At 73.2% G+C, this 12,898-nt stretch carries 9 protein-coding genes; all 9 read left to right on the forward strand.

The window, feature by feature from the left end; translation table 11 throughout:
• Position 1 precedes the first annotated feature (1 nt).
• The 9 genes from asnB (at position 2) to FFT21_RS20345 (ending at position 12,896) form a co-directional block, all read left to right on the forward strand.
• Complete coding sequence (gene asnB / locus FFT21_RS20305) at positions 2-1,912, forward strand: asparagine synthase (glutamine-hydrolyzing) (protein ID WP_137815501.1); 1,911 nt, start codon at positions 2-4, stop codon at positions 1,910-1,912.
• Between the two features lie 15 nt (positions 1,913-1,927).
• A complete protein-coding gene (locus FFT21_RS20310) occupies positions 1,928-4,099 on the forward strand; it encodes a bi-domain-containing oxidoreductase (RefSeq protein ID WP_137815502.1) in 2,172 nt (723 codons plus the stop codon).
• The gene (locus tag FFT21_RS20315; protein ID WP_137815503.1) at positions 4,096-6,042 is read left to right on the forward strand and encodes an alginate lyase family protein; all 1,947 of its coding nucleotides are present in this window, start codon (positions 4,096-4,098) and stop codon (positions 6,040-6,042) included. The genes FFT21_RS20310 and FFT21_RS20315 overlap by 4 nt, the downstream gene beginning before the upstream one ends.
• 18 nt (positions 6,043-6,060) lie before the next feature.
• A complete protein-coding gene (locus FFT21_RS20320) occupies positions 6,061-7,590 on the forward strand; it encodes a right-handed parallel beta-helix repeat-containing protein (protein ID WP_225978596.1) in 1,530 nt (509 codons plus the stop codon).
• A gap of 1 nt (position 7,591) precedes the next feature.
• Positions 7,592-8,824 carry an O-antigen ligase family protein gene (locus tag FFT21_RS20325; RefSeq protein WP_225978587.1) on the forward strand — a complete coding sequence of 411 codons (1,233 nt, stop codon included), beginning with the start codon at positions 7,592-7,594 and terminating at the stop codon, positions 8,822-8,824.
• The gene (locus tag FFT21_RS20330) at positions 8,821-10,023 is read left to right on the forward strand and encodes a glycosyltransferase (RefSeq protein WP_137815504.1); all 1,203 of its coding nucleotides are present in this window, start codon (positions 8,821-8,823) and stop codon (positions 10,021-10,023) included. The genes FFT21_RS20325 and FFT21_RS20330 overlap by 4 nt, the downstream gene beginning before the upstream one ends.
• A gap of 199 nt (positions 10,024-10,222) precedes the next feature.
• Complete coding sequence (locus FFT21_RS20335; RefSeq protein WP_137815505.1) at positions 10,223-11,458, forward strand: class I SAM-dependent methyltransferase; 1,236 nt, start codon at positions 10,223-10,225, stop codon at positions 11,456-11,458.
• The gene (locus FFT21_RS20340) at positions 11,455-12,252 is read left to right on the forward strand and encodes a glycosyltransferase family protein (protein WP_137815506.1); all 798 of its coding nucleotides are present in this window, start codon (positions 11,455-11,457) and stop codon (positions 12,250-12,252) included. The genes FFT21_RS20335 and FFT21_RS20340 overlap by 4 nt, the downstream gene beginning before the upstream one ends.
• Positions 12,249-12,896: a PIG-L deacetylase family protein gene (locus tag FFT21_RS20345; protein WP_137815507.1), complete on the forward strand. Its 648-nt coding sequence runs from the start codon at positions 12,249-12,251 to the stop codon at positions 12,894-12,896. The genes FFT21_RS20340 and FFT21_RS20345 overlap by 4 nt, the downstream gene beginning before the upstream one ends.
• The last annotated feature ends 2 nt before the right edge of the window (positions 12,897-12,898 follow it).

The raw sequence follows: 12,898 nt of genomic DNA on the forward strand, positions 1-12,898 counted from the left end.
CATGTGCGGCATCGCAGGCACCTACCGCTGGCCGGACGGCGGCCCGCTGACCGACCGGCTCACCGACATCCTGGCCCACCGCGGCCCCGACGGGGCCGGGCGGTACCACCACCCCGCCGGGGACGGCGAGGTCCACCTGGGACACCGCCGGCTGGCCATCGTCGACCTGTCCGAGGCCGGCGCCCAGCCGATGGTCTCCGGCGGTCTCGCCCTGTCCTACAACGGCGAGCTGTACAACGCGCCGGAGCTGCGCGCCGAACTCGCAGCCGCCGGGGTCCGCTTCCGAGGCAGCTCGGACACCGAGGTGTTGCTGGAGGCGTGGCGACGCTGGGGCATCGGCTGCCTGCCCCGACTGCGCGGCATGTTCGCCTTCGCCGTGTTCGACGAGCGCAGCGGGGAGCTGGTGCTGGCGCGCGACCAGCTCGGTATCAAGCCGCTGTTCCTGCTGCGCCGCGGCGGCGGGCTGGTGTTCGCCTCCGAGCTCAAGGCGCTGGCCGCCGCGCTCGGCGGGTCGCTCCAGGTGGACCACGCCGCGCTGGTCGCCTCGCTGCTGTACTACTGGGTGCCGGACTCCCGGTGCGCGTTCCGCGGCGCGGAGAAGCTGCCGCCGGGAAGCTGGCTGCGCTGCCGGCCGGACGGCCGGGTGGAGCGCGGCCGGTTCTGGTCGCTGCGCGACGTCGCCGCCGAGGCGCAGGACGGCCCGGTGCCGGACCTGGCCGCGGTGGTCGAGGACGCCACCCGGCGGCACCTGCTCGCCGACGTGCCGGTCGCGACGTTCCTCTCCGGCGGCCTGGACTCGAGCTACCTGACCGCGCTCGCCGCCCGCCACTCGCCCGGCATCTCCGCGTACACCATCGGGTTCCGCGCCGAGGACACCCGGTTCGAGGCGATGCCGGACGACCTGCGCTACGCGCGGCGGGTGGCCGAGCGGTTCGGCGTCCAGCTGCACGAGATCGAGATCGCGCCGCGGGTGCTGGACCTGCTGCCGAAGATGACCTACCACCTGGACGAGCCGATCGGCGACCCCGCCGCGATCAACACCTTCCTGATCTGCACCGCCGCCCGGGAGGCCGGGGTCAAGGTGATGCTGTCCGGGATGGGCGCCGACGAGCTGTTCGCCGGATACCGCAAGCACCTGGCCAACCTGCTCGCGCTGCGCTACCAGCGCGTCCCCCGCGCCGTCCGAAGGGGACTGTCGGCGGCGGTGGACCGGCTGCCGGTGGCCAGCTCCCGGCGCGGGTACCGGTCGGTGCGCTTCGCCAAGCGGTTCCTGTCCTTCGCCGAGCTGCCCGAGGAGACCGCGTTCCGGCGCAGCTACACCATGTACGACCGGCGGGAACTGCTCGACCTGGTCAACCCGGACCTGGCGTCCACAGTGGACGACGTGCTCGCCGAGCACGCGGACACCTACCACGACAACGCCCTGGAGGACTTCGTCAACCGGATGTGCCTGGCCGACGCGCGGCTGTTCTTGCCCGGCCTGAACCTGGCCTACACCGACCGGTCCAGCATGGCCGCGTCCACCGAGGTGCGGGTGCCGTTCGTGGACGTCGAGGTGGTGAGGGCGGCGTTCGCCGTCCCGGGCAAACGCAAGATCGTCGGCCGGCAGGGCAAGGCGGCACTCAAGCGTGCCGCCACGTCGATCCTGCCCGCCGAGATCGTGTACCGGCCCAAGGGACTGTTCAGCGCGCCGCTGCGGGCGTGGATGAGCCGCGACCTGGCGCCGCTGGTCCGCGAGGTGGTGCAAAACGGGGTGCTGGTGCGGTCCGGGCTGCTGCGCCGGGAGGCGCTGCACCGCCTGGTCGCCGAGGACGCCGCCGGGCAGCAGGACCGGTCGAAGCATCTCTGGCACGTGCTGACCCTCGAGCACTGGTACCGCGCCGCGACCACATCAGTGCGCCAGGCCGCATAAGCAAAGGGAGCGTTCGTGAAGCAGGTTGTGCAGAACTACAAGAGCGGCGAGCTGACGCTGCTCGACGTGCCGGTGCCGGCGTGCAAACCGGGCGGCGTGCTGGTCCGGTCCGCCTTCTCGCTGATCTCCACCGGCACGGAGATGATGAAGGTGTCCGAGGCCGGCATGTCCATGCTGGGCAAGGCCCGCTCCCGGCCGGACCAGGTCGCCAAGGTCATGCAGAGCGTGGCCACCAACGGGGTGGCCGCCACCTACCGCAAGGTGATCAACCGGCTGGACTCCTACACGCCGCTCGGCTACTCGCTGGCCGGCGTGGTGGAGCAGGTCGGCGCGGGCATCGAGGACGTGGCCGTCGGCGACCTGGTGGCCTGCGCCGGCAACGAGCACGCGCTGCACTCCGAGCTGAACTGGGTGCCGAGGAATCTCTACGCGCCGGTGCCGGCCGGCCTGGCGGCCCGGCACGCTGCGTTCGGCACCGTCGGCTCCATCGCGCTGCAGGGCGTCCGCCGCGGCGAGCCGCAGCTCGGGGACGTAACGCTGGTCATCGGGCTCGGGCTGATCGGGCAGCTGGTGGTGCAGTTGCTCACCGCCTCGGGCGCCCGGGTGGTCGGCGTCGACCCGGACCCGGCCCGCTGCACGCTTGCCGCGCGGCTGGGCGCGGTGGCCTGCGGCGACCCCGGCTCGGCGGCGGTGCAGAGCGCGGTCGCCGACCTCACCGGCGGGCGCGGGGTGGACCAGGTGTACCTGGCCGCCGGCGGCGGCAGCAACGAGCCGGTGGAGCTGGCCGCCCGGTTGAGCCGGGACCGAGGCCGGGTGGTCGACATCGGCAAGTGCCGCCTCGACCTGCCGTGGAACGCCTACTACGAGAAGGAGCTGGACGTCCGGTTCTCCCGCTCCTACGGGCCGGGCCGCTACGACCCCGAGTACGAGCTGAACGGCCGGGACTACCCGATCGGGTACGTGCGCTGGACCGAGCGCCGCAACCTCGCGTGCTTCCTCGACCTGGTGGCCCGCGGCCGGGTCGACGTCGAGCCGCTGATCTCGCACGTGGCCGACTTCGACACCGCGGTGGACACCTACCAGCGGCTCGCCGCCGGCGAGCTGAAGGCGGTCGCCGTGCTGTTCCGCTACCCCGACGGCGAGTCCACAGTGGAGCATCCCGCGCTCACCGTGCCGGTGGCGCGCAACGGCCACGTCCGGCGCCCGGCGCGGTCGGCCACGGTGCGGGTCGCCTTCGTCGGCGCGGGCAACTACGCGTCCTCCATGCTGCTGCCGCACCTGGTGGAGCGGGACGACGTGGAACTCCGCCAGGTGGTGACCACGTCCGCGCTGTCCGCGGCGAACGCCCGGCGCAAGTTCGGCTTCGCCACCGCGTCCACCGACCTGGACGCCATGCTCGCCGACCCCGCGGTCGACGCGGTGTTCGTGGTGACCCGGCACAGCTCGCACGCCGCGCTGACCAGGCGGGCGCTGCTGGCCGGCAAGGCGGTGTTCGTGGAGAAACCGCTGGCGCTGACCGAATCCGAGCTGGCCGACGTGCTCGCCGCTGTCGAGGAGTCCGGCAACGACCGGCTGCAGGTCGGTTTCAACCGCCGCTTCGCGCCGCTGCTGCGCGAGGCCGTGGACCGCTTCGGCGCGCGCGTCGGCCCGGCGTCGGTGCGCTACCTGGTCAACGCCGGCCGGCTCGAGCAGGGGAGCTGGTACGCGCAGCAGGACAGGGAGGGGTCCCGGTTCACCGGCGAGGGCGGGCACTTCGTCGACACGGTGAGCTGGCTGCTCGCCGCCGACCCGACCTCGGTGTACGCCGCCGCCACCCCCGGCCACCACGACCTGCAGGTGGTGCTGCGGTATCCCGCCGGGTCCACCGCCACGATCAGCTACGTCACCAGTGGAGCGGCCAGCTTCCCCAAGGAGACGCTGGACCTGGTCGCGGACGGCAAGGTGCTGCGGTTCGACGACTTCGCCCGCGCCTCGGTGTACGGCCGCGGGCGGTGGACCAGCTCGCGGCTGCCGCGCGGGCGGGACAAGGGCCAGCGCGCCGAACTGGACGCCTTCCTCGACGCGGTGCGCACCGGCGCGCCGATGCCGGTGTCGCTGGACTCGCTGGCCGCCACCACCGCGGCCACCCTGGCGGTGCGGACCAGCCTGGCCACCGGGGTGCCGGTGAAGCTGGAGCGCACCCGATGACGAGCCCCGGCTGGTACCTGCGCCGGCTGTCCCGGATGGGGCCCGCCGAGATCGCCGGCCGCGCCGGTGACACGCTGCGCAAGCGCCGGTGGCGCGCGGCCCCGCCGGCCTGCCCCGCCGCGCCGGGCGCCCGGTTCGGTGCGACGCTGCCGGACCGGGCGCTCGCCGGAATCCCGGCGGACGCGGCGAAGCGGCTGGTCGCCACCGCGGACCGGCTGATGGACGGGCACGCCGAGTACTTCGGCGTGGCCCGCGCCGACATGGTGGCGCCGGACTGGGCGTACGATCCGAAGACGCATCGCCGCGCCCCGTCCGGCTACGCCTTCGACATCCCGTACCGGGACGAGGACACCGTCGGCGACATCAAGCAGATCTGGGAACCGTCCCGGCACCAGCACCTCACCGTGCTGGCCGCGGCGTACGCGGTCACCGGCAACGACCGGTACGCCGCCCGGGTCGCCGAGCACCTGCGGTCCTGGTGGGCGGACAACCCGCCGCTGCGCGGGGTGCACTGGGTCAGCGGTATCGAGCTGGGCATCCGCCTGCTGTCCTGGGTGTGGGCGCGCCGGCTGCTGCACGGCTGGCCGGGGGCGGCCGCGCTATTCGAGGGCAACCCGGTGGCGCGGCACCAGATCTGGCACCACCAGCGCTGGCTGGCCGCGTTCGGAAGCCGTGGATCGTCGGCGAACAACCACGTCATCGCCGAGGCCGCCGGGCAGCTCGCGGCCGCCTGCGCGTTCCCGTGGTTCCCGCAGTCGCGGCGGTGGCGGGCGGCCGCGCTGCGCGCACTGGACGTCCACCTGCGCCGCAACACGTTCCTGTCCGGGCTCAACCGCGAGCTGGCCACCGAGTACCACGGCCTGGTGCTGGAGCTGGGCCTGGCCGCGGTGGCCGAGGCGGACGCCGCCGGAGTTCCGGTGCCGGCGACCACCCGGCTGGTGTTGCTGCGGATGACCGACGCGCTGGCGTCCATCGTGGACGGTCGGCTGCGGCCGCCCCGGCAGGGCGACGCGGACGACGGCCACGGGCTGGTCCTGGACGGCACCGGCACCGACCGCTGGGCCTCGCTGCTGGCCACCGGGGAGGCGGTGTTCGGCCGGCTGGACTGGTGGCCGCGCCCCAGCGGTACCGACGCCCGCACCCCGCTGCTGGCCACGCTGCTCCGCCGGTCCAGCCCGGCGCGCACCCGCCCGGCGAGCCGGCCGGCGCACTTCCCCGACGCGGGCATGACCATCCTGCGCGCGGGGGAGGTGTGGTGCCGCTGCGACGGCGGGCCGCACGGCTTCCTGTCCATCGCCGCGCACGCGCACGCCGACGCGCTGTCGCTGGAGGTGCGGCACGACGGCGTGGACGTGCTCGCCGACCCGGGAACGTTCTGCTACCACGGCCAGCCCGAGTGGCGGCGGTACTTCCGTTCCACGATCGGCCACAACACCCTGGAACTGGACGGGCGGGACCAGTCGGTCTCCGGCGGCCCGTTCCTGTGGACCCGGCAGGCACGCAGCCGGGTGCTGGTCGCGGAGACACCGGAGCATGGCGTCGCCCGCTGGTGCGCGGAGCACGACGGGTACGCGCCGGCGGTGCACCGGCGCTGGGTGGAACTCGACGGCGCCCGGCGGGAACTGCGGGTGTTCGACGAGATCCGCGGGCCGCGCTCGGCGGGCCGGCGGGTACGGCTGGCCTTCCACCTCGGTCCCGCGGTCGCCGCGTCCCTTTCCGGCACCCGGGCGACGCTGACCTGGAGCAGGGACGGCGCGGAGCGCTCCGCCGCGCTCGACCTGCCGGAGGGCCTTTCCTGGCGGGCGCACCGCGGGGACACCGATCCGCCGCTGGGCTGGTACTCCGCGGGCTTCGGGCGCAAGGAACCGGCGACGGTGCTCGTCGGGACGGGGCCGACCGGTGCCGCCGGCGGGTTCGCCACCGTGCTGCGGTTCGACGGGTAGGAGGGCGTCGTGAACGGGCTGCTGCGGACCGCCGGCGGGCGCTGGCGCGCGGCGCTGCTCGCCGTGCTGGCACCGCTGGTGGTGGCCGGGTGCTCGACCACCCCGGAGGCGAGCGTCGCGCCGACGGTGAACTCCTCGGGGTCGCCGGCCCCGGCCGCCGCCGCGGTGTGCGACCGGATGCCGCCCGGTCCGACGACCGCACCGGCCGGTGCGGTCACCGTCGACCCGGCCGTGCCGGGCGACCTGGCCGCGAAGACGCAGGCCAGCCCGGCCGGGACGACGTTCTGGCTGGCACCGGGCACGCACCGGCTGCCCGACGACCGGTACGCCCAGGTCACCCCGAAGGACGGGGACACCTACCTCGGGGCGCCCGGAGCGGTGCTGGACGGCCGGCGGATCAACCAGTACGCCTTCGCCGGCGCCGCCCGCGACGTCACCATCCGCAACCTCACCGTGCAGGGCTTCGTCGCCCCGCGCGACGAGGGCGTGGTCAACCACGACTCGGCGGACGGCTGGGTGGTCGAGCACAGCACTATCCAGCACAACGCCGGCGCCGGGCTGATGGCCGGCGCCCACCAGCGGGTCCGCGGCGACTGCCTGCGCGGCAACGGGCAGTACGGCATGAACGCCTACCAGGAACGCGGCGGCATCACCGGGCTGGTGGTCGAGGGCAACGAGATCGTCGGCAACAACGCCGACGACTGGGAGAGTCGGGAACCGGGCTGCGGCTGCACTGGCGGCGTGAAGTTCTGGGCCGTCGACGGCGCGGACGTGCGCGGCAACTGGGTGCACGACAACCGGGGCGCCGGGCTGTGGGCGGACACCGACGACAACGACTTCCTCGTCGAGGGCAACCTCATCGAGGCCAACGACGGCGCCGCGATCATCTACGAGGCCAGCTACAACGCGGTCATCCGGAACAACACCATCCGCAGGAACAACTGGGTGGACGGCCGCCGGTACGCCGACCGGGGCGACAGCTTCCCGGTGGCCACCGTCTACGTGTCCGAGTCGGGCGGTGAACCACGCGTGCGGGCCCGCACGGACAGGCTCGACATCTCCGCGAACACGCTGGAGGACAACTGGTCCGGGATCACCCTGTGGGAGAACGCCGACCGGTTCTGCAACAGCCCGGCCAACACCTCCAGCGGAAGCTGCACGCTGCTCGTGCCGGACAGGTCCCGGTGCACGCAGCCGGCGATCGACACCGCCCCGCTGCGCGACGACTGCCGGTGGAAGACGCAGCGGGTGGACATCCACGGCAACCGGTTCACGCTGGACACCTCGGTGGTCGGCTGCGAGGTCACCTGCGGCCGGATGGCGTTGCTGGCCAACTTCGGCAGCTACCCGGACTGGTCGCCGTACCGGGGCGACGGCGTCGAGCAGGCGATCATCGCCCGCCAGGACAACCGCTGGCACGACAACGCCTACGTCGGCCCGTGGACGTTCGTCGCGCACGACACCAGCCAGGTGCTCGACCACCTGCAGTGGCAGGCCGCGCCGTACCAGCAGGACCAGGGCAGCACGTTCACCCGGGGCGGTGGCTGACATGGCCGTCGAGTCCACCGGCGTCGCGTACCGCACCGCGAGCCGACCCGAACCGGGAGCGCGGCCTCGGGTGCCGCGGTTGGCCGGCGTGGCGTGGGCGCTGCTGATCCTCAACACGCTCGGCTCGGCCGGCGCGAAGACGATCGTGCCGCTGCCCCGCTCGCTCATCCAGCTGGCCACGATGGGCTCGCTGGTCACCGCGTTCGCGCTGGCGCTGCTGCTCAACCCGCGGCTGCGGGTGCGGCCCAGCGCCTACCTGTTCCTGCTCAGCCTGCTGCTCGCGGTGAGCGTGATCTCCAGCGCGCACCTGGAGTCGGGGCTCGGCGCGCTGTTCCGCTGCGCCAGGTTCGCCCTGTTCGTCGCCACCCTGTGGCTGCTCAGCCGCTGGTGGGACGGTGACCTGACGTTCGTCCGGTACCACATCCGGATGTTCGGCGCGGTGCTCGCCTCGGTAGCGGCCGGGTTGGTGATCTCGCCCGGCGCGGCCATGCCGGACCTCTACGGCGGCCGGCTGGTCGGCGCGCTGTGGCCGCTCACCCCGCCGCAGGTCGGGCAGTACGCCGCCGTGATCGCCGGGCTGACCGTGCTGCTCCTGCTGGGCCGGCGCACCGACCGGTGGAGCGCCGTGGTGGTGATCGTGCCGTCGATGGTGCTGCTCCTGCTGACCCACACTCGCACGGCCACGGTCGGCATGCTCGTCGGGCTGGCCGTGGCGATCGGCTCGCTGCTGCTGACCAGTGCCCGCGCGCGCCGGCTGTTCGCCTGGACGGTGCCGTGCGCCGGGGTGGCCGCGGTCGCGCTCGGGCCGGTGCTGCAGGCGTGGTTCCTTCGCGGGCAGAGCGAGGAGAACTTCTCCAGCCTCACCGGCCGGGCCAAGGTGTGGGACGCCCTGCTCGCCGCGCCCCGCACCACCACCGAGCAGGTGTTCGGCGTCGGCCTGGGGGACAAGTCCTTCGGCGGGCTGCCGATCGACAACAGCTGGCTGGCCGTCTACAACGAGCAGGGCTTCGCCGGCATCACCCTGGTCGCGGCGTTCCTCGTGGTGCTCGTGCTGGTCGCCGTGCTGCGACCGCCGTCGCTGGCAAGGGCGTGCGCGATCTTCCTGATCACCTACTGCGTCACCGCCTCCTACACCGAGGCGGGGCTGGGCGACGCGTCCCCGTACCTGCTGCACCTCGCCGTCGCCGCCGCGCTGCTCGCCCTGCCAGCCGCACCCGAACCGGAGGTGACATGAAGGTCCTGGTGGTGCACAACCGGTACCGGTCGGCGCAGCCGAGCGGCGAGAACAACGTGGTCGACCGGGAGGTGGCGCTGCTGCGCGACGCCGGCCACGACGTCGACCTGTTCGAGCGGCGCAGCGACGACATCGCCGGCCGGTCCCTGCTCGGCCGGGCCGCGGTACCGCTGCTGGTGCCGTGGAATCCGGCCGCCCGCCGGGAACTCGCCGCCCGGCTGCGCGCCGAGGCGCCAGACGTGGTGCACGTGCACAACACGTTCCCGCTGCTGTCGCCGTCGGTGCTGGCCGCGTGCGCCGGCGCGGGCGTGCCCACGGTGGCCACCCTCCACAACTACGGGCAGGTGTGCCCGCCCGGCACGCTGCACCGGGACGGCCGGACGTGCACCGAATGCGTCGGCGGCACGCCGCTGCCGGCGATCCGGCACGGCTGCTACCGGGATTCCCCGCTGGCTACCGCGCCGGTGGCGGTCGGCCTGGCCGCCAACCGCCGCCGCTGGTGGTCGACCGTGGCCCGGTTCTTCTGCATCTCCGCGGCGCAGCGGGACATCCTGCGCCGGGCCGGCATGCCGGCCGCGAAGCTGGCGGTGAAGCACAACTTCGTGCCGGACCCTGGTGTCCGCCGCGCGGGCACCGGCGAGCACGTGCTCTACCTCGGCCGGCTGGCCGAGGAGAAGGGCGTCGGACTGCTGATGGCCGCGTGGGACCAACTCGCCGCCGCCGGCGGGTTGGGCGTGCCGCTGGCCATCGCCGGCGCCGGGCCGCTGCAAGCCGCGGTGGCGCGGTGGGCGGCGGGCCGGGACGACGTGCGGTACCTGGGCCTGCGCGACACCGCGGCCTGCCGCGACCTGCTGTCCCGGTCGGTGGCCGTGGTGGCGCCGTCCACCTGGCTGGAGGCGTTCGGGCTGGTGGTGGTGGAGGCGATGGCGGCGGGTGTGCCCGCGGTCGCCGCCGGGCACGGCGCCTTCGCGGAACTGGTCGAGGACGGCGTGACCGGGTTGCTGCACGCACCCGGCGACGCCGGCTCGCTCGCGTCCTGCCTGCGCCGGGTGGCGGCCGCGCCGGCGCGGAACCGGGAGATGGGTGCGGCCGCCCGGCGCCGCTACGAACGGGACTTCACCCCCGCGGTCGGGCTGGACCGGCTGCTCGCCGGCTACCGCGCGGCCATCGCCGGGGAAACCGTCGGGGAGCGCGCATGATACCGGCGACGCTCCCGTTCAACGGGGGAATTTTCGGGTCTTGTGGCCCTGGTTCGCGGCGTGGCCGAGCGCCGCGGCGACGCTTTTCCGGAATGGCCGGGTATCGCCGGTCAAAACGTGTAACAAGGGTCCCGTGTTCGGCGACTTAACCGAGGGGATGCCCGCGCGCCGCCTGGCGCGGGCAAAAAGGAGCCTGTCGATGACGAAATGCCGACTCTGCGGTTCGTCGAGCCTGGCCAGCGTGGTGGATCTCGGGGCGACACCGCCCTGCGAGAGTTTTCTCACGGCGGACCAACTCGACCAGCCTGAACTGACCTACCCGTTACACCTGCGGGTCTGTACGGAGTGCTGGCTGGCGCAGATTCCTCCGCTGATCACGCCGGAGGAAACATTCACCCAGTATGCCTATTTTTCGTCGTACTCCACCTCCTGGGTGGAGCACGCACGAAACTTTGTCGACGGCGCCGTGGAAAGGCTCGGGCTCGGCCCGGATTCCTTCGTGGTGGAGGTCGCCAGCAATGACGGGTACCTGCTGAGGCACGTGGTCGCTCGCGGTATTCGCTGCCTCGGCGTCGAGCCGTCCGTGAACGTCGGCCAGGCCGCGCGGGACGCGGGTGTCCCCACGCTGACCGCGTTCCTGCATCCGGGCACCGGTGCGGCGGTCCGCGCCGAGCACGGCCCCGCCGAGCTGGTGGTGGCGAACAACGTCTACGCGCACATCCCCGACGTGGTCGGATTCACCCGCGGGCTGCGCGCCCTGGTCGCCGACGACGGCTGGGTGTCGATCGAAGTGCAGCACCTGCTCACGCTGATCGAGCGCAACCAGTTCGACACGATCTACCACGAACACTTCCAGTACTACACGGTGGCCTCCGCGGCGCGCGCGCTGGCCAGCGGCGGGCTGAGCCTGGTGGACGTCGAACTGCTGCCCACCCACGGCGGCTCCATCCGGCTGTGGGCCCGGCCGGCCGAGGCCGCCGGTGAGCCGAGCGCGCGGATGGTCGACGTGCTGGCCCGGGAGAAGGCCGCCGGACTGCGGGAACTGTCCGGCTACGCCGAGTTCGCCGCCCGGGTCGCCAGGGTGCGCGGGGACCTGCTGCGCTTCCTGGTCGACGCGGCCGGCCGCGGCGAGACGGTGGTCGGCTACGGCGCCCCGGGCAAGGGCAACACGCTGCTCAACCACTGCGGCATCCGGCCCGACCTGCTCGCCTACACGGTCGACCGCAACCCGTACAAGCACGGCCGGTACACGCCGGGCACCCGGATTCCCATCCTGCCGCCCGAGCGGATCGCCGCCGACAAGCCGGACTACGTGCTCGTCCTCCCGTGGAACCTGCGCGAGGAACTCACCGACCAACTGTCCTTTGTGCACACCTGGGGCGGCCGGCTGGTCTTCCCGATTCCGGAGCTGGAGATCGTGGAGGTGAAGCCGTGAAGGTCGTCCTGTTCTGCGGCGGGTACGGCATGCGGATGCGCAGCGGCGCGTCGGACGACGTGCCCAAACCGATGGCGATGGTCGGCCCGCGACCGCTGATCTGGCATGTGATGCGCTACTACGCGCACTTCGGGCACACCGACTTCATCCTGTGCCTCGGCTACGGCGCGCACCACATCAAGAACTTCTTCCTCACCTACGAGGAGACCACCTCCAACGACTTCGTGCTCCGCGGCGGCAGGGCGGAGCTGCTGTCCACCGACATCTCCGACTGGTCGATCACCTTCGTGCAGACCGGGATCGAGTCGGCGATCGGGGAGCGGCTGCGCCGGGTGCGCGAGTACCTGGACGGCGACGAGATGTTTCTCGCCAACTACGCGGACGTGCTCACCGACGCCCCGCTGCCGGAGATGATCGACCGGTTCGCGGCGCGGGACGCCGGCGCGTCGATGATGGTGGTGCCGCCGCAGTCGTCGTTCCACTGCGTCGAGATGACCGAGGACGGCATGGTCGGCGGGATCACCGCGGTCAGCGACATGCCGCTGTGGGAGAACGGCGGCTACTTCGTGCTCCGCCAGGAGGTGTTCGACCACATTCCGGAGAACGGCGACCTGGTCGCCGACGGGTGCGCCGAGCTGGCCAAGCGCGGCCGGCTGCTCGCCTACCCGTACCGCGGGTTCTGGAAGCCGACCGACACGGTCAAGGAGCGGTTCGCGCTCGACGCCGCGTACTCCCGCGGCGAGCGCCCGTGGGCGCTGTGGGAACGCGACCACGCCACGGTGAGGACGGCGTGATCCGGCTCGGGGCGTCCCGGCTGGACTCGGTGGTCGCGCTCGGCGCGCACTGCGACGACATCGCCATCGGCGCGGGCGGCACCCTGCTGACGATCTGCACGGCGCGGCCCGGGATCCGCGTCGACGCGCTGGTGCTCTCCGGCGGCGGCGGCGAGCGCGAGCGCGAGGAGGAGGCCGCGCTCGCTGCCTTCTGTCCCGGTGCCGGCCTGCGGCTGACCGTGCTCAAGCTGCCCGACGGCCGGCTGCCCGCGCACTGGGACGAGGCCAAGTCCGCGGTCGAGGACCTGCGCGCCCGCACCGACCCGGACCTGGTGCTGGCCCCGCGCGCCGAGGACGCGCACCAGGACCACCGCGGGCTGGCCCGGCTGGTGACCACCGCCTTCCGCGATCACCTCGTGCTCGGCTACGAGATCGTCAAGTGGGACGCCGACCTCGGCCGGCCGGTGGCGTACCAGCCGCTGTCGGCGGAGATCGCGGAACGCAAGGCGCGGCTGCTCCAGCAGCACTACCCGTCACAGCGGCACCGGCCCTGGTACGACCGGGAGGCCTTCCTCGGCCTGGCCCGCATCCGCGGCATCGAATGCCGCACCCGCTACGCCGAGGCGTTCTTCACCACCAAACTGACTCTTGGCCTGGAGGGCTGAGA

The organism is Gandjariella thermophila, from assembly GCF_005405885.1.
In the GTDB taxonomy this organism is placed as follows: domain Bacteria; phylum Actinomycetota; class Actinomycetes; order Mycobacteriales; family Pseudonocardiaceae; genus Gandjariella; species Gandjariella thermophila.